The organism is Pleurocapsa sp. CCALA 161 (assembly GCF_003003995.1).
Classification (GTDB): Bacteria; Cyanobacteriota; Cyanobacteriia; order Cyanobacteriales; family Xenococcaceae; genus Waterburya.
The window spans coordinates 6738-24905 of sequence record NZ_PVWF01000017.1; the positions used below are offsets into that span (position 1 = coordinate 6738).

The window sequence follows — 18168 nt, forward strand, 5'->3', positions numbered from 1 at the left end:
TTACTGCTCTTTGAACTCTTTCTGGTTCGGCTTTTAAGTTCACGCCAAAGCTTCTAGGACATCTGCCGAACCAGTTTTACTCGACGCAGAGCGATTACCGTGTTTAGCCACCTTTAGCCCAGCAGCAGCAGCGACAAAAGCAACCGCCGTAGAAATATTAAAGGTGGATGCTCCATCTCCTCCCGTACCACAGGTATCAATTAACGGAGCTAATTGAGCAGTATTCGTTAAAGAGTGTTCCAGACGTACTGATTGTGAGCGTAAAACCTGGGTCATGCCTATCAATTCTTGAGCCGACACGCCTTTTGCCTGAAACGCTGTTAAAATCGCCCCTGATAGGACTGGGGGAATCGATTCTGTCAGCCAGCCCTGCATAAGATCGGCTCCTTGGTCAACCGAAAGCGATCGTCCAGATAACAATTGTTGCAGCAAACTCGACCATTGGGAGGAGTCAGACATTGATACTGGCTTTTGAGCAACGGGAGTTTCTACCATAGGTGAGCATTTGTAAGTTATTCCAATTAATTTGCGTGCGATCGATGGGTTTTGGATTGCAGTAGGGGTAAAGGGCGACGCGGAGCTTATCCGAAGGTGTATGCTAAAGCATTTGCGAAGCTTATCCTTTAGGACTAACTACGTGTCGCCCTTTAGGGAATCCTTTAGGGAATCCTTTAGGGCGTTCGCCCCTAATTTTTAATTGCTATCCTTTAGTTCGCTCCCAAAATTTAGCAACAGTCTGCACGTCTTTATCACCACGTCCCGAACAGTTAATCACAATTCGCGGGCTTCCTTCTAGTTGCGGGCAAAGAGTCTCCAAATAAGCAAAGGCATGAGCCGTTTCTAGAGCGGGAATAATTCCCTCTAATTTAGACACGCGCTCAAAAGCTTCTAAAGCTTGCTTATCGGTAACGCTATAGTACTCAGCACGTCCGCTATCTTTTAAATAGCTATGCTCTGGTCCAACGCCAGGATAGTCTAGTCCAGCACTGATTGAGTGTGCTTCAATCACCTGACCCTCATCGCTTTGAAGTAGGTAGCTCATGGCACCATGCAAAACGCCAACTCGTCCTTTAGTTAGGGTAGCAGCGTGCTTTTCAGTTTCAATACCTTCCCCAGCAGCCTCAACGCCAATCAGACGCACTGCGGATTCGTTGATAAACTCGTGGAAAAGTCCGATCGCATTTGAACCCCCACCGATGCAGGCTAGAAGAATATCTGGCAGTCCTGACCATTTTTCCTCTGCCTGAGCGCGGGTTTCCCTGCCGATGATGGCGTGAAAATCTCGCACTAACTGGGGATAAGGATGAGGCCCTGCAACAGAGCCGAGAATGTAGTGAGTGTTCTCTACGTTTGTTACCCAGTCGCGGATTGCTTCACTAGTAGCGTCTTTGAGCGTTCCCGTGCCTGCTTCTACAGGAGCAACGGTCGCCCCCATCAATTTCATGCGGAACACGTTGAGTGACTGACGCTCCATATCGTGAATACCCATGTAGACGACGCACTCTAACCCAAATCGAGCGCAAGCGGTGGCGGTGGCTACTCCATGCTGTCCTGCTCCTGTTTCGGCAATAATGCGCTGTTTGCCCATCCGCTTTGCCAGAAGTACCTGGGCTATAGCGTTGTTAATTTTGTGCGCCCCCGTATGATTTAGGTCTTCACGCTTGAAATAAATTTGCGCTCCGCTACCGTCTGGTCTAGCGTAGTGAGTGGTGAGTCGCTCGGCAAAGTAAAGAGGACTAGGGCGACCGACGTAATCTCGCAGTAGATCTTGCAATTCTGCTTGGAAGCTTGGTTCGTTGCGGTACTGTTTAAAAGCAGTTTCTAGCTCGGCAAGAGCAGGCATTAGTGTTTCTGGCACGTACTTACCGCCGAACTTGCCATATCGACCCATTGAGTCGGGACGAGATTTGCTTGTTGAAGTTTGAATATCTGGTGTACTGACCATTTTTTATCCTCTAGTTTATGTGTAAGAAATTTGTGTAATTGTTTTTTCTCTTTTTTCTTCCAGCGGAGCGATTCCCTCTTTCAGCTCTCGACAGAGGGACTCAATCGCCTGCAATCCATTGCTGGGCGTACCCTGAGCCAACCGTTTAACAAAAGCACTACCGACGATGACCCCATCGGCTCCCCAGTCTGTAATTTGACGAGCCTGTTGGCTGTCAGAAATACCAAATCCAACGCCAATGGGTTTATCAGTCATTTGGTGCATCTGCTCTAGCAAGTTTTTAACCCTTCCTTGAACTTGCGATCGCACTCCAGTAACGCCCGTAACGCTGACGAGATAGATAAATCCCTGAGACTTTTGGGCGATCATTTCGATCCGTTCCTTAGAAGAGGTGGGAGCTACCAATAAAATAACTTCAACGCCGATGCTGGCAGCAGTTTCGAGGAGTTCTGTAGACTCATCAACAGGAAGATCGGGAACGATCAATCCCCGCACTCCTACCTGAGAAATTTGTTTCAAAAATGGCTTGATGCCCAGGTTCAGGATTGGGTTGTAGTAAGTAAAGAGAATTATTGGTGCTTGAAGGTCAGGACTAACCGATTCAATCATTTCTAATACCTGCTTTAGATTAACCCCCTTTGCTAAAGCGCGGGTCGCTGCTGCTTGAATCACGGGTCCGTCGGCTAGGGGGTCTGAGTAGGGAACCCCTAACTCGATCATATCTGCGCCGTTGCGGTCTAGTATTCGTAGTGCTTCTGCTGTTGTTTCTAGGTCTGGGTCTCCAGCGGTGATAAAGGGAATGAAAGCACACTGCTGGCGCGATCGCAAAGTTTGAAAACATTGAGAAATTGAAGTCATACTAAATTCTGTTTGGATAAAATACTTTTGGGTTGTGTAAGGTCAATTGTTAATTTCGACATTTTCCAAGATTTTTTCGGGTTCAACTCATTAAAATTAGTTGTATTAGGACAGTTATTACTCATTACTTACGGGCAGATAACTATGCTGGTTTTAACTGATTAACGTACTGCGGTACTGTCATCTTTTCTTCGTTCAGAATTTTGCTGACGGCATGTTCTATATCTGGCTGCTTGACCAGAGACTCTCCAATCAAAACTGCCCGCGCACCCGCTTGAGCCACCCGTTCCAAATCAGTTCGCTCGAACAAACCTGACTCGCTGACTACCGTTATTTTTTTACTCTCTATCTGCTCTCGTTGCTGCTGAATTAATTGTTCGGTAGTTTCAAGATCGACAGTAAAATCTTCCAAGTTGCGGTTATTGATTCCAAGTAGGCGTAGATTTGATAGAGACAGAGCGCGTTCGAGTTCGGCGTTTGTATGAACCTCCACTAATGCCGTCATGCCCAGACGGTGAATCAAATCCAGAAAGTCCTGGAGATCGCGATCGCTTAGAATAGCGACGATAAGTAGTACTGCATCGGCTTGTGCTGCTCTGGCAAAGTAAATTTGGTAAGGCTCGATAATAAACTCTTTACACAGTAGGGGTAAAGATACACTGCTGCGAATTAAGAGCAAATTGTCGAAACTGCCCTGAAAAAAAGCGCGATCGGTTAGTACCGACAAACAGGTAGCACCTGCTCTTTCGTAAGCTCTAGCAATACTAACAGGATCGAAGTCTGCTCGAATAACTCCCTTACTTGGCGATGCTTTTTTCACCTCCGCAATCAAGCTTGGGTAGCTAGAGCTTTGCTGTAAAGCTAATAAAAAGTCTTTTGCTGGCGACACTGTCCGAATCAGATTTTTTAACTCAGAAAAAGAGAGTTCAACCCGCATTTGAGCGACTTCTCGCTCTTTGTGCCAAACAATTTTTTCCAAGATGTGGCGCGGTTCGGTATTAGGAGCCACAATTGGGTAATCTTTTTTCGCTTGGTGAGGCGAGCGACGACGAATCTGCATAGTTTTAAAACCGTTTTTATGAGTTTTTATCGATCGAGCTACTGTCAAAAACAAACAAATTAGCTAGATAGACACCGTTGCCTCTACTGGTAAAGATTTAGCGTAATTTTGAATTACGTTTTTAATAATCGACAAGCCAACGCCATTCCCTAGGGTCATAATCGACTCTGGATGAAACTGAACAGCAGCGATCGCCTGAGTTTTGTGTTCGATTGCCATAATTACCCCATCTTCTGACAGTGCTGTTACTTTCAGTTCTTCGGGCAAACGGTCTTTTTTAGCAAACAGAGAATGATATCGACCGACCTCGAAAGACTTTGGAATGCTCTCAAAAAGTGCCGAATCTTCAACAATGTCAATGCGAGATGTCTTGCCGTGCTGGGGATAATCCAGAATACCTAGCTCGCCTCCAAACGCTTCAACAATGCTTTGCAGTCCCAAACAAACGCCGAAAATTGGTAGTTTGCGCTGGATACAGGCAAGAACAGTTTCGGGAATACCAAAATCACTCGGTCTGCCAGGACCAGGGGAAAGAACGACAAGATCGGGAGCTTCGCGATCGAACACTGATGCGGGAAAACCGTGACGTAGGGTAGTAACAATCGCCCCAGCTTGACGCAAATAGTTAGCTAAAGTGTGTACGAAAGAATCTTCGTAGTCGATCAGCAGCACTCGCTTTTGAATTAGGGATTGAGAAGATTCGTCAACGGTCGTAATAGACTCTGCTATTTTCTCGGTCTTACTGGTTTGCTCGGCATCCTTAAGAGTCTGAAAAAGAGCAGCTGCTTTAACAAGAGTTTCATGTTCTTCAGCAGCGGGGTCTGAATCATATAAAACAGTTGCACCTACCCGCACTTCAGCAATTGAATCTTCGAGCCGTATAGTCCGCAACGTCAGACCTGTATTCATGTCACCGTTAAAAGCTAAATAGCCTACAGCCCCACCGTACCAACGCCGAGGGCTATGTTCGCGCTCCTCAATAAACTGCATAGCAGAACGCTTCGGCGCACCTGTAACCGTGACAGCCCAGGTATGGGTGAGGAAAGCATCTAAAGCATCAAATTCAGGACGTAAGATTCCTTCAACGTGATCGACGGTATGAATAAGATGGCTGTACATTTCTATCTGACGGCGACCAATTACCTGTACCGATCCTGGCTTGCAGACCCGCGACTTGTCGTTGCGGTCTACATCAGTACACATTGTTAGTTCTGCTGCGTCTTTATGAGAGTTGAGTAGCTGACGAATTCGATCCGCATCGCCGATCGCATCGATACCGCGAGCAATTGTACCGCTAATTGGGCAGGTTTCTACATATTTACCGTCTACTCGTACAAACATTTCTGGAGAAGCACCAATTAGATATTCACCCCCCAAGTTAAGCAAGAAACCATAGGGACTAGGATTGATTTGCTGTAGAATACGGAATAAATCTGTAGGCGAGGCTACACAAGACCTATAGAAGTTCTGACTCGGAACAACTTCAAACAAATCACCGCGACGGAAGTATTCTAAAGCCTCTTTCACTTTCTCGGCATAATTGCCAGGTGCGTGATCCGATTCCCGTTCGGGGGTTAATCGCGCTCCCCGATAGTCAATCGTCTCGCCAGTACGAGCTATCCCTTTAGTACTACCGTGCTTAGTTTCAAAATCGTACTGATATTGATAAGCTTGCTGAAGATAGTAATCTACAACAAATAGCTCGTCAGGTAGATAAAGCACTAAATCGCGCTGGTCGGCAGGGCGATGGCAATTTTGAGCAATTGAATCGAATTGGAAGACTAAATCGTAGCCAAAAGCTCCATAGAGTCCCAGGTTTTCATCTTCATTGCTGTAAAAGGCTTGCGAAATTTCGCGGACAACGCTGAACGCAGAAGGTTGCTTACTCCGTTCCTCTTCGGTAAAAAACTCGGTTGTCTGCTGGATGCAACCAACAATATGGTCGTCTTCTATTGAAACCTTCTCAAGCTGCGGATGGAGGCAAAGTCGCTCACCTAGATAGGATAAAAGAACTCTGCCGCGTTCGTTAAGAGCTTTTACCGTAAAGTTGCGATCGCGAGTTACCAGCTCTAGGGGCGGATTGACAAATCCAATTGCCCACCGTTTGTATCGTCCAGGATATTCATAGCTACTAGCTAACAAACCTCCCCGTTGAGAATCTAGACAAGACAGAACCGATTCTATAGCACCGCCTATTAGCATTTTAAAGGCAGAGCGAGAAACGTGAACGCCTCCATGGGTCGTGTAACAATAGGGATTTAAAATCATAGAGATCAATGTTGCGATGAAGATCTAGAAACGAAGACTAAAGACAATTGCTCTTTTACAAAGCTGAAACACTAAAGTAGATTTGATAAATCCATTTCGGACAATAACTACAAATGAAAAGTAAGATAAGTGCAGATATATCAAAATTTAGCAATTAGATGAGTTTCACTTCAATGAACGATCTTTAGGTTGGGTTAACAATTTGTTTGCTTTTTATTTTCTGCATCTTTTAGATACTTTTAAGCCTTTAAATTTCAATCAATTTCCTATTAAAAACCTACTTTTGGCTAGAAAAAAAATGATTTTCAAATATTCATTGTTCTTAGATAAACTGACATCAGCTAAATGCGTATACGTTTAGTGGCACTTGTTTTTGCTATTCAATATTACTTGCGCTGTATAGAAATAATTAAAACAATATAAATCTCAATCAAAAGATTGTTAATTGTTTTCTTCACGCGTTCTTCCTTAAGCTATTAGAGAAGCAAAATCGACATTGTTATGAAAATTCTTGACTTACAAAAAGTCAGGGTTGATGAGCTTTTAAATAAAAAGTGCTTCTAGTCACTTGCAGTGCGATCGCCATTGACACGAAGTCATATGAGCGTCTTCAAATTTTACAGGTATTTAATTCAAACTTATGGAAGAGACACTAAACGAATCGACAATCGAACCAACATCGGTTCCGAGTGCTGAAATAGAGAATGAGGAAAATCCTTTTGAGGATGGGAATAATACCCTTACAGGCGTTGGAGCAGGTGGTTTTGGCGACCCTTTAGCCCCGGATGAAGGTTATGAGTATGATTTCGGCGGGAATGGTGGCACTTCTTCTGAAGTACCCTCCAGTACTGATGGAGAGGCTACTTCTGCCGGGGGTTTTCCTGTCTCTGATGACACACAATCTAGTGAAAGCGGTGGCGCTCCTCAAGACAACAGCAATAATCCCTTTAGTTCCTTCAACCCTAATATAGAAAGAAGCCCCCTTCCCGACAGCGATAACGTTGTTGATGAAACTGCCGAGGGTGGAGCAGAAGTTCCCTTCGGTGGAGGGGGTTCAATGATGAACGCCGACTTCAGTAGTATCGATACAGGTGCTGGTAATACCGACAACGGTAATGGCAACAACTTTGTAGGCGATTCTGAAGGAAATTCTGGCAGCAATAATCAGGCTGATGGAAACGGTAACTGGTTTTATGGAAATGACAATCAGGCTGAAGGTAACGGCAACTGGAATTTTGGTGACGGCAATCAGACTAACGGAAACGGCAACTGGAACCTAAACGAAGAAAGCGGTACTCCTTTTGAAGGAGAGAATAATCCTCTCACGGGTGACAATCCACTAGACGTTAGCGAAGAGGGCGGTATTCCAGTAGATGCAATTGGCGGCAATAACCCCGTCTTTGCTGGCGGTAGTACTACGCCAACGACCGTTGGCGAAGGTGAGATACCAGATACGGCAGAAAACCCGACTGGCAATCAAAACACTGTTAACGGTAACGGTAACTGGAATTTCGGCAGTAATAACGACACTTCTGGGAACGGTAACTGGAACTTTGGTGACGGCAATGTTGTTACCAACGGCAATGGTAATCGGAACACAGGAGATAACAACGAAGTTAATGGCAACGGCAATCGTCCGAGCGGTGACGATAACAATATCTCTGGCAATAGTAATCGCGTCACTGGCGACGGTAATAGTATTAACGGCAATGGCTTTGAATTAGACGAAAGCGACTTGAATATTGTTGGTAACGCCGATCGCTACTTTATAGAAGATGGAGAGGGAAACATGACCTTAGTTAGCGATGAGTCTGCTAGTGATCCTAGCTATACTTTCGACTTCAGCGGGATAGCTGGAGTATCTGAGAATGGCGAAGTAGCAGCAAGTGAATCAGCAGGTCAGGATGTTACCACTCAGGTTTACGGAAGTTTAACTGAAACTGGTACAAGTCCATCAGGTGCTGAAGCTGGGGAATCCCCCATGATGGGTGCTGGTGGTAGTAATCCCTTTGGTGGCGGTGCTGGTGGTGCTGAAGCTGGGGAAACTCCCATGATGGGTGCTGGAGGAGGAAATCCCTTCAGTGGCGGTGCTAGCGGCGGCGCTCCCAACAGCAGCAATACAAATCCCAATTACGAATACGACTTCAGCAATTTTGAACAAAATGGAGCTAGTGAAGGTGAATCTTCCATGATGGGTGCTGGTGGAGGAAATCCCTTCAGTGGCGGTGCTGGTGGTGCTGAAGCTGGGGAATCCCCCATGATGGGTGCTGGTGGTAGTAATCCCTTTGGTGGCGGTGCTGGTGGTGCTGAAGCTGGGGAATCTCCCATGATGGGTGCTGGTGGTAGTAATCCCTTCAGTGGCGGTGCTGGTGGTGGCGCTCCCAACAGCAGCAATACAAATCCCAATTACGAATACGACTTCAGCAATTTTGAACAAAATGGAGCTAGTGAAGGTGAATCTTCCATGATGGGTGCTGGTGGAGGAAATCCCTCGGATACAGGTACATCGGTTGAAGGCGAAGAATCTCCTATGATGGCAGCTGGTGGCGGCGCTCCTAATAGCAATACAAACCCCGATTACGATTTCAGCACTTTCGATGGAAGTGATGAAGGCGATCTTAATGAATTAATTAGACAAAGTCCCTTTGGCGTGCTGCTAGATATTCCTGGCATCGATGGTGTGGAAGATATCTTCGGCAATGTCGGCGGTGGCGAAAACCCCTTCGCTGGGGGTGCTGGTGGAGCTGGTGATGCCGCTGCACCAGTTGAAGGCAACACTGAACCCCCCACGATGGATGCTGGGGGTGCTGGTGGTAGTAATCCCTTTGCTAACTTTAACCCGCTAGAAGAGGGCAATCCTGTTATGGAAGGAGACGAACCTAATGTTTCTTTTGGCCAAGCTGGAGGAGCTGAAGGTGCTGGTGGAGGAAACCCCTTCGGTGGTTCTTCTTCTGGACTTCCTGATGAAGGTGCATTCGCTATCGGTGACGACGCTAGCGGGTATGTAGTTAGAGACGAAAATGGCGAATGGTTCGTTAGTAAGGATGACGCTGCTAGCGAAGATGACACATCTCTCACTAATCTAGATATTTCTGGTGTCAATTTTGAAGATGGAGGCAATTCTTCTGAATTCGATCCGACAGCAGATTTGCCCGATTCTTCTGATGTTCCTGCTGGGAATACTTTCCTTGAAGGCGAAGTTCCCGAAGGTCTTTCTGATGAAGAACTTGCTGTTTCTAGTGAACTAACTGGCAGCGAAGAAGTGCCTGCTGAAGATAGTGGTTCTTTTGAAGAAAGTCCTACAGAATTTGAATATAACTGGGATTTCGATTTTGCCAATTCTGATAGTCTTTACCAAGACTCTGCCACAAACGATCGCGGTATTCCCGAACTAGAAGGTGAAACACTATTATCTGACGATATGGATTCTGGAGAACCTCTTATGAGCGAAGAAAACATAAATCCTTCGGTTGACGAAGCTCCTGTTTTCAATCCCGAAAATAACCAAATAGAGCTTCCCAACGGAGCTACAATTAACCCTTTCAACGAAGATGGCGAATCCGATCTTTCGATCAATACTCCTATCCTTAACGAGGAAGGTATAAAGGTTGGCGATCTTAATATAGCTTTTCCTGAGTATATTCAAGACTACTTTGGTTCTGCTTTCAATATTGATGACGTGCAAGAATTTAATAGCAGTGGCGGATCTGAAATCTTCGATCTTGAAGGCTATTCTGATTTATTTGGCGTAGATGCTCCTGTTCTTGGAGAAGATAACGTGCTGCAAGTTGCTGGTGGCTTTGAATTTGACCTTTCTGAAATTATAGGCGATTCAAGCGACTCGGTTATTTAAGGTAATTCATTAGCCAACTCAAATTTGATCGCTCAAACAAATTAGGGTCGTACTGTCATATGTGCAATGCGACCCTAGTGATATACCTTCCCATAACTCAAAATTTTCAGCATTTTCTCTCTATGGCTCGCTCGACGCATTACTGTCCTTGGTAATTAAATAAGAAGCAAAAACTGATAATTCAATGCAACTATCCTCATCTAAAGCTAAGAAGACCGCCGATAGAGACGGTAATAATAAGGCGATCGCATCCCCAACTCAGAAATTCAAAGAGATTCCCCAGCTTTGTGTTGCTCAGGCGATCGTCAAAGTCCTAGAAAACTTGGGAGTTAGAGAAGCGTTTGGCGTTTCTGGTGGCGCAATGGCAACGCTGTGGGGCGCGCTGTCTAACAGCATATTAATTGACGTACTACACTGTCGCCATGAAGGAGGAGCTGCCTTTGCTGCTGCTGAAGCTCACTTTGCTAGCGATCGCCCGATTGTCGTCTTTACTACCGCAGGTCCTGGCATTACTAACGCTATCACTGGACTGTGGGCAGCGCGAGACGAGGGAGCGAAGGTCATTTACCTCTCCGCCTGTACCTCAGCGACCCAGCGCGGACGCTGGGCAATTCAAGAAACAAGCGACCAGACAATTCCCCAAAGTGGAATTTTTACCTCTGGTGCTTTATTTAACTATGCAACAGTTTTAGAATCCCCACAGCAGCTTCCTCAAATCGCCCGCAGATTAGCACTTGGTTTGGCACAGCCAGGCGGTTTTGTGGCTCATCTTAGTATTCCAACTGGCGTTCAGTCTATCCCTATTGAAACTCATATTCCTGAAGTTAACCTCGCTCCTGCGCTGAGCGTTCCCAGCCAAGAAACAATAGAGACAATAGCACAGTTACTCTGCGAAGGATCTTTTGCTATTTGGGCTGGTTTTGGCGCACGCAGAGCATCCGCAGCGATCCTCAAACTCGCTGAAAGAACTGGATCTGCCGTTATGTGTTCTCCTCGTGGCAAGGGCATTTTTCCCGAAAAGCATCCCCAATACGTAGGTGTAACAGGGGTAGGCGGGCATGAATCGGTGATGAACTATATGCAGGAGTTTTCTCCCCAACGTATTCTGGTACTGGGAACCCGCCTTGGTGAACCGACTTCCTTCTGGAGTAAAGATATGGTTCCCGCTAAAGGATTTATCCACGTCGATGTCGATCCGAAAGTTCCAGGTGTCGCTTTTCCCTTTGCAGATACTTTACCAATTATTGCGGATGCTGATATCTTTGTAAAGGCACTGCTCAAACACTTCCCAGAGCAAACCGAGCAAAATATCACTTTACCAAATCCAGAACTAAATGCGATCGCTCCAGCCGAGAGCAACTTAGTAAGACCAGAAATCTTGATGCAGGCGATTCAGCGAATTGTAGTTGACGGTAGTGATGCAGTCGTTCTGTCTGAGTCGGGGAATTCTTTTACCTGGACAACTAATATGCTCAGGTTTCCCCAAGCCAATCGCTACCGAGTTAGTACTGGAGTTGGCTCGATGGGACATAACGTTACTGGCGTTGTTGGTGCTGCTAGAGGACGTAACGGTAAAGCCGTGGCAGTCGTCGGTGATGGCTCGATGCTAATGAATAGTGAAGTTAGTACTGCTGTTAAATATCAGCTTCCTACGGTTTGGATTGTTCTCAACGATGCTTACTATAACATGTGCAATCAGGGCATGACTCTTCTAGGGATGAAAGGGGCAGATGCCAAACTGCCAGACACGGATTTTAGCCTGATTGCTCGTGGCATGGGTGCAGAAGGTATCCGTGTAGAGGCTGAAGTGAATCTTGAGTCAGCCTTAGAAAGAGCTATGGCAGCAACAGGTCCAGTGGTTGTAGATGTCACTATCGATCCTACTCGCTTTGCACCATCCAAAGGACGTAATAAAAGCCTTAGCGCTCAGGGGGTTAAATCTTCTACTGAGCCAGCCAAAGGAACGCAAGTTTCGTTTCCGCTAGTTTAAACTCTAACAAAACCAGTACTTTTAAACTGGAACATGAGAAATTGCGTCAATTTCCACAATGCCCTTCTACTGATGCTTGTATTTAGAGCTTTGCTTTTTGTTGGGCGACGTTGCGAATTCGGTGCGATCGCCTGAGTAAAAACCTAAAGTTGTTAGAGATAATAGCGATCGATAATTTTTAGCTGAGTAGATCTTTTTTTGTTTGCACTGAATTTTTTTTAGTTGTTCCTATTATTTCTCAGTAAAAAAATAGAGTTTAGTAGAATCAATGCTCATCAATACTAAAGTTTAATAAAAATACTGTTGTATTACATTAGCTTATTTACCCATTTGCGTAAATTCAACTAAATAGTTCAGTCTTCCAAATAAAAAAATTACTTTATCAAAAGATAGTTAATTGGCATGGCTGATTACATTCTATAAGCTCTTAAATAAGAGTGCAGGGAGGAAAGTTTATTGATGATAAATATAGGAAAAGTAAACTTGTTTTTTCTCAATCAAATTGCCGAACGCCTAAATCTTTTTACTTATAAAGATTTATCAATTTATGTACAAGGAGAATCGCGTGGAGCTTTTTGAAACTATTACGCAAATGGGTCACGAACAGGTTCTTTTTTGTCATAATCCAGAACAAAACTTGAAGGCAATAATTGCAATCCATGATGCTAGCCTGGGTTCAGCAATGGGAGCAACTCGTTTATGGCCATACACTAATGAAGCTGATGCTCTGCGAGATGTTTTGCGCCTCAGTCGTGGCATGACCTACAAGGCAGCCTGTGCCAATATTCCCGTTGGCGGTGGTAAAGCCGTAATTATTGCCGATCCGCGAATCAAAACTAGCGAGCTTCTAAGAGCCTATGGACGCTTTGTTAACAGCTTGAACGGGCGTTTTATCACTGGACAGGATGTAAATCTTTCTCCCCGCGACGTGCGGGAAATTCGTCAGGAAACTAAGTATGTTGTTGGCGTATCAGAGAAATCTGGAGGGCCTGCTTCTATAACAGCACAGGGAATCTTGCTGGGGATAAAAGCAGCAGTAGAATTTAGCTCTCGGAAAAGACTTGACGAGCTTAAAATCGCCGTTCAAGGACTAGGAAATGTTGGCAGCAATCTGTGTAAGCTCCTCTACGAAAGGGGAGCTACTCTTTTTGTCACCGATATTAATCCAGCCAGAACAGCAGAGATCAAGCATCTTTACGGAGCCACAGTTGTAGACCCCAACGAGATTTATACTCTCGATGTTGATGTTTTTTCTCCCTGTGCTTTAGGAGCAACTTTAAACGACTCAACTATTCCTTTGCTCAAAGCCTCGATTGTTGCTGGAGCTGCTAACAATCAGCTAGAAAACGAACAGCTACACAGTAGACTTCTTAGATCGAAAGGAATTTTTTACTGTCCCGACTACGTTATTAATGCTGGAGGCTTAATTAACGTTTACAACGAAATGGTTGGCTACGAGGAAGATAAAGCTTTTAAACAGTTAAACGGCATCTATGACACCTTGCTAGAAATATTTAACATTGCCGAGCAACAGGACATAACCAACTTTGAAGCGGCTCAAAAATTAGCCGAAGAGCGGATTAAACAAGCCAGATTGCTAAAAGCGACAAGGGAACACTAACGAAAGGATGAATTAATGGAAGAAAATACCTTTGCCACATCTGCATATATTGCCACTTCTCCCGAAACGGCTTTTGACTATCTCTGTAGCTTAGAGAATCTCGATCATTGGACTCTCTATAGTCGCATGATCGAGAAGATTGATGAAGATACTTGGTTAGGCACTGCATCTGGCTATCACGATAATCTTTACTACCACGTTAAACGAATAGAAAATCCGTTTTTTCGGGGTATCGAATGGCACTGCGGGTTGGAGTATAAAAAATACTTTCAGGTTTATCCTGTTTTTCTTTTTGCCCCAGAATACATCGAGCCAGGAACAACAGAATCAGGAGTTTATTTCCACTGGCTCAGCTTTGTCGATCCCAAGCGGCGATCGCCAATGATCATGCAGGGGATTGAAACCGTCCACACTTCTGAATGTCGCTCTTTAAAAGCGATTTTGGAGCGCAACGCTGGAATGACCGAAGCTGCTCGAGGAGGTTATCGCATTGATACTGACACTATTTATGTCGATGCTCCAATCGAGCTGGGTTTTGAATACCTGCAAGATCTGCGCAATATGGAAGACTGGGCGCATTTTCTCCGTGCCGATGGCGAGATTGCCCCAGATTCAGGGAGCTTTCTCGACGAGTACAACCAGAAGGTAGAAGTTAGCCTGCGGACTTATGACTTTAATAGTTACTACCTAATCGAACAAAACTTTTACTACCCAGACGACGATTTTACCCAGCGTTGCCCAACAGTAATTATTCCTTGTTCATACGCCTTTGGCGACCCAAATGCCAAAGGATTTATCCAACATCGGATTACCTTTTGGCCGCTTCATCAGTCCCTCCGTCGTGGAAAGCTGCAAATTCAGGACTACGGTGCTGAAAGCATGAACATCAAGCGATTGCTGGAAGCAAAAGCAGGCAATACAGAAACTTTTGCCCAAGGCATGAGCTACAAACCTGCTGATTCCGATGCGATCGCAGCCTTTGTCTAAAGCTGGTTTAAACTCGTGAGATTGCGAAACGAGCATCCAGACGGAGATTGCCAATACTATGGCTTTCAGTCAAGATGACTGCGAACTTTATCTATTCACACTATTTTTTACTACGTAAGCAATGCAACTTCAGCAAATGATTTACTTAGGTTTTCTAAAGCCGAATTGAATCAATAAATAAATAAAACATAAAACATTATTAGCGATTATCCCTTATATCCAAATGCGACATCAAGGCTTTTCGTTAACCGTGAAATGAATGAAACTTTGAACGAACAAACTCCCCCAATAAATGAAATGGATGAAACTTTGAACGAACAGACTCCCCCAGTAAATGCAGCCCCTGGTAACGAGGACGTAACATCTAGCCTCCCAGCACAATATTCTGAAGGCAACGCGGGCTTTTTTAACCGCCAGAACGAGGCTGTCCCGACTGCCGTTACGGTCGGTCCTGACGGCGCGCTCTATGCCTCTGAGTTGAGCGCGTTGCCCTACCCTGAAGGCTACGCTAGCGTAGTGCGGATCGACAATCCAGAGGGTGATGCTAGCTATGATGGGGAGACTCCAGGCGGTGTTAGCCAGACCTATGCCAGCGGCTTTGAGCAAATTAATGGTCTAACGTTTGACGAGGACGGGGCGCTTTATGTCCTTGAATACGTAAACGCCAGCACCGTATACGACCCGTCGCTCCCAGTTGAAGAGTTGCCAGCGAGCCGCTTGATTAGGGTTGATCCAGATGGCGCACGCCAGCAGATATCAGGTGAGGAGCTGCGCTTCGGCAATTATGTGTTCGCCCATGAAGGCAAGATTTATACCGCAATTAACAACGGCGACATCGACAAGGGGCAGGTGCTTGCATACGAACAAAACCCTGAGACTGGTGAATGGTCGCACGAAGTCGTTGCCGAAAACCTTAATAACCCGCGTGGCATGGACATCGGCCCCGACGGCAACCTTTACGTTCTTGAGGTAGGGAAAGGAACACCAGCAGACGACCCAAACGTTGACGACGCGCTAAGCATTGAATTTATTCCTGGTTTGGTTAGCCAGCGTGCTGGCTATACTGCCGCGATTAGCCGAATTGACCTTGAAAATGGCAGTCAAGAGCGAATTTACGAGGGTTTACCTTCTACTATTGAATACAACCCAAACACGGGCGAGGATCGCATTGTTTCCATTGGTTCCAATGGCATGGCGATCGGCGACGATGGTACGGTGTGGATTTCCTCTGGTGGGGGGCTATCGGATGAAAGCGCTGATGCGTTAGGCGAGTTCGGTGAAGGTTTGCGTGGCGTACTGAAGCTTGACGGTTTGTTCGGTGAAGATCCTTCGCAGGCAACCTGGACTCCGACATTTGATTCGGTGCAGTACGCAGGTGAGAATGGTCCTGATGGCGCAACCACGCTGTTCAACACCCAGAGCAATTTAAACGATATTGAGGTCGGTCCCGACGGCAATCTTTATACCGTCGATGCAGCACGCAATGTAATGTACGGTATCAGCCCAGACGGTCAAGAAGTTGAAAGCGTCACCGTGCTGCAAAAGACTCCGCCAGTACTGACTCCAGTACAATACGCCTTGGTTCAAGAGGCGGGTGGCGACCCAAGTGCTGACTACAGCGTCGAGATCTCCGAGCGTACATTTAAAGGCGAGAACGATCTGCCCGATACGCCAGGCAGGCAGCAAGCGCTAGCGAACGGGGCTGTGGCTTCAACTGAGAGCGGTACAGATAGTGAAATACCTGAAGGAAGCAATGGTGAAGCGCCTAGTTCTCCTCCCCAGCAGGACATTGCCTTAGAAGAATCTGCTAGTGACAACGGCGAACCCTCTTTACGCGGTGAGGATGCTGCGATCGGTAGTACTTTGGGCGAGGGGCAAATCACAGCGCCTCTATCGACTTTAGGCGATCCGACATTAGAGCAACAAGTTTCAGCGGACGGTTTACCAGTACCAGAAGCCGACACAAGCGAGGGTATCGATCTACCTGATGATACTGAAGTCCTCGTAGCTACAACGGCGGACGACTTACCAACAGAGGTACCAGGTCTTGACCAGACAACGCCTCCTCCAGAGGGTGTAGACGCAAACGAATTCGATCCACTCAATCCTGGTTTGGTGCCTGGTGTCGAACAAAGTGTACTTACTCCTGGTCCAATCGATCCGACTGCGCCTGTTATCACTGAGGGTAATCCGTTTGCTGACTACTTCGATCCGTTTTTCGGTGTGTATTCACCAGCGCAGGGAGAAGAGCCCGTACTGCCAGACGGAGAAGATGGCTACACGGTTGACGACCTGTTCGTGTTCGGCGATCGCCTGACTGAAAATGGTGGTGAGTTTGGCAAGAATGCTGTAGCCGAAAGTACGGGCGCTAACCCTCCTTACGATGAGGCTCCGTACTCGCCTGACGGCAGCTTCACAGACGGCTCGAACTGGACTACATACCTGGCGAGTATTCTCGGCGTTGAGAACGACGGCGAGCAGGACACTAATTTCAGCTATCTTGACGCTACTGCTCGTGAATTAGAGAACCCTACCGATCCGTTTGGCGAGGCAACCGAGTTAAACAGCTTCGCTGGTCAAATCGATACCTTCAAGCAAACCTATGGCACGTTCACCGAAGACGACTTAGTGGCCGTCAATTTTGGAGGCAACGATCTAACCTTGCCCCCAGAGGAAGGCGTTACACCAGAGCAGGCAGCCCAGCAGTCAATCCAGGCTACTGTTGACGGCATTGCCAGCCTGCAAGAATTAGGTGCCAAGAACTTTTTGGTCGGACTTGTCCCGCCAGTTGAGCTAGCTCCAATCTTCGGTGAGCAGGAGTTTTTAGACCTTCTTGGTGTCGAGCCTGGTTTCTTCGAGCCAGTAGTAGAAAGCTACAACCAGGCGTTGACGGCTGCACTAGATAATTACGAGGTAGAATCGGGCGCGAACATCGAAATTCTAGATACCAATGCTCTGTTTAATGATATCGCTGCCGAGCCTGGATCATACGGCTTCGTCAACGTGGAAGAGCCGGTGTTGAGTAGCAAGACACCAGTAACCGGTGAACCCATAGCCTACAATCCTGAAATTGTGGGAGAAGATCCAGCAGTACAGCACTCGACATTATTCCTCGACCCCTACTTCCATCCAACTGCACTCGGTCACTCGATTGTCGCCGAGACGGCACGGGACGAACTGCTTAATTTAGGCGACGATATTAGCGGATCGACATTTGAAGAAACAGGAATAACCGTTGGGCTTTATGATGCGGACACAGACACCTTAATCGCGCCTCTGAAAAATGGTACACAAATTCAGGCGAGTGAAGTTGCTGGTAAAAATCTGACAATTGCTGCCTCAGTTCCAGAAGACAGTGTTTATTTTGAACAGGTGGAGAGCGTGTTTCTAAATTTAAATGATGGTCAAGTTGCCAAAACAGAAAATTTGGAGCCTTACGCTCTATTCGGTAACGACAATGAAGAGTATTCTAAAGGAGGAATTGATATGCATGGAGAACAGACTATTGCTTTTGAGCTATATTCCCAAGATAATCTCGGTGGGGAAATGCTTGGGAATATAAATTTAGATTTCTCAATTGTTTAAT

10 protein-coding genes are annotated in these 18168 nt (G+C 46.1%); 5 read left to right on the forward strand and 5 right to left on the reverse strand.

The window, feature by feature from the left end:
* Positions 1-39: 39 nt before the first annotated feature.
* The 5 genes from C7B62_RS26465 to C7B62_RS06160 all read right to left on the reverse strand — a co-directional run bounded on the left by C7B62_RS26465 (position 40) and on the right by C7B62_RS06160 (position 6131).
* On the reverse strand, positions 40-495 hold the full coding sequence (locus C7B62_RS26465) for a hypothetical protein (protein WP_233219830.1): 456 nt from the start codon (positions 493-495) through the stop codon (positions 40-42).
* Positions 496-700: 205 nt separating this feature from the next.
* The gene (gene trpB, locus C7B62_RS06145; protein WP_106233736.1) at positions 701-1945 is read right to left on the reverse strand and encodes a tryptophan synthase subunit beta; all 1245 of its coding nucleotides are present in this window, start codon (positions 1943-1945) and stop codon (positions 701-703) included.
* A 15-nt stretch (positions 1946-1960) separates the two neighbouring features.
* Positions 1961-2803 carry a tryptophan synthase subunit alpha gene (trpA, locus tag C7B62_RS06150; RefSeq protein ID WP_106233737.1) on the reverse strand — a complete coding sequence of 281 codons (843 nt, stop codon included), beginning with the start codon at positions 2801-2803 and terminating at the stop codon, positions 1961-1963.
* Positions 2804-2945: 142 nt separating this feature from the next.
* Positions 2946-3863: an indole-3-glycerol phosphate synthase TrpC gene (gene trpC, locus C7B62_RS06155; RefSeq protein WP_106233771.1), complete on the reverse strand. Its 918-nt coding sequence runs from the start codon at positions 3861-3863 to the stop codon at positions 2946-2948.
* 63 nt (positions 3864-3926) lie between these two features.
* Positions 3927-6131, reverse strand: coding sequence for an anthranilate synthase (locus tag C7B62_RS06160; protein ID WP_106233738.1), 2205 nt, complete (start codon positions 6129-6131; stop codon positions 3927-3929).
* A gap of 640 nt (positions 6132-6771) precedes the next feature.
* On the opposite strand from C7B62_RS06160, the gene C7B62_RS06165 reads away from it, so the two are divergent.
* From C7B62_RS06165 to C7B62_RS06185, 5 genes are all read left to right on the forward strand, one after another.
* Positions 6772-9984 carry a hypothetical protein gene (locus tag C7B62_RS06165; protein ID WP_106233739.1) on the forward strand — a complete coding sequence of 1071 codons (3213 nt, stop codon included), beginning with the start codon at positions 6772-6774 and terminating at the stop codon, positions 9982-9984.
* A 184-nt stretch (positions 9985-10168) separates the two neighbouring features.
* On the forward strand, positions 10169-11974 hold the full coding sequence (locus C7B62_RS06170; RefSeq protein WP_106233740.1) for a thiamine pyrophosphate-dependent enzyme: 1806 nt from the start codon (positions 10169-10171) through the stop codon (positions 11972-11974).
* Positions 11975-12539: 565 nt separating this feature from the next.
* Positions 12540-13595, forward strand: a complete 1056-nt coding sequence (gene scyB, locus C7B62_RS06175) for a tryptophan dehydrogenase ScyB (protein WP_106233772.1) — start codon at positions 12540-12542, stop codon at positions 13593-13595.
* Between the two features lie 15 nt (positions 13596-13610).
* Positions 13611-14582 (forward strand): scytonemin biosynthesis cyclase/decarboxylase ScyC, encoded by a 972-nt coding sequence (gene scyC, locus C7B62_RS06180; protein ID WP_106233741.1) that lies wholly within the window; start codon positions 13611-13613, stop codon positions 14580-14582.
* Positions 14583-14837: 255 nt separating this feature from the next.
* A complete protein-coding gene (locus tag C7B62_RS06185) occupies positions 14838-18167 on the forward strand; it encodes a ScyD/ScyE family protein (protein ID WP_106233742.1) in 3330 nt (1109 codons plus the stop codon).
* The last annotated feature ends 1 nt before the right edge of the window (position 18168 follow it).